Raw genomic sequence first — 258 nt, 5'->3', positions numbered from 1 at the left:
ATGTCAAACGGTAGTTACCTGCACCCGCTACGCCAGCGTTGTTTGATGTGCCTACCAAACGGATAGTTTCGAAACCAGAAACGTTAGTCCATTCAGATGCGCCCAAAGCAATCGTGTCGCCCAAGTTTGCACCAGTCAAGTCACCGTCGATCACCAATGTATCGCCTGTACCAGCACCACCAGCTACTGTGTCAGAGATAGACAAACCAGCACGTGTGTCTTGGATGTTATCGAATACAACGGTGTCGTTACCTGCAC

1 protein-coding gene is annotated in these 258 nt (G+C 50.0%); it reads right to left on the bottom strand.

Annotation, left to right across the window (positions count from 1 at the left end):
• A partial coding sequence (locus ACO0KZ_RS20535) for a hypothetical protein (RefSeq protein ID WP_422998659.1) occupies positions 1-258 on the bottom strand: 258 nt, incomplete at both ends.

It is taken from the genome of Undibacterium sp. Di24W (genome assembly GCF_049340325.1).
GTDB lineage: Bacteria > Pseudomonadota > Gammaproteobacteria > Burkholderiales > Burkholderiaceae_D > Undibacterium.
The sequence above is the reverse complement of the archived record's forward strand: the minus strand, read 5'-3'. Positions and strand labels throughout refer to the sequence as shown.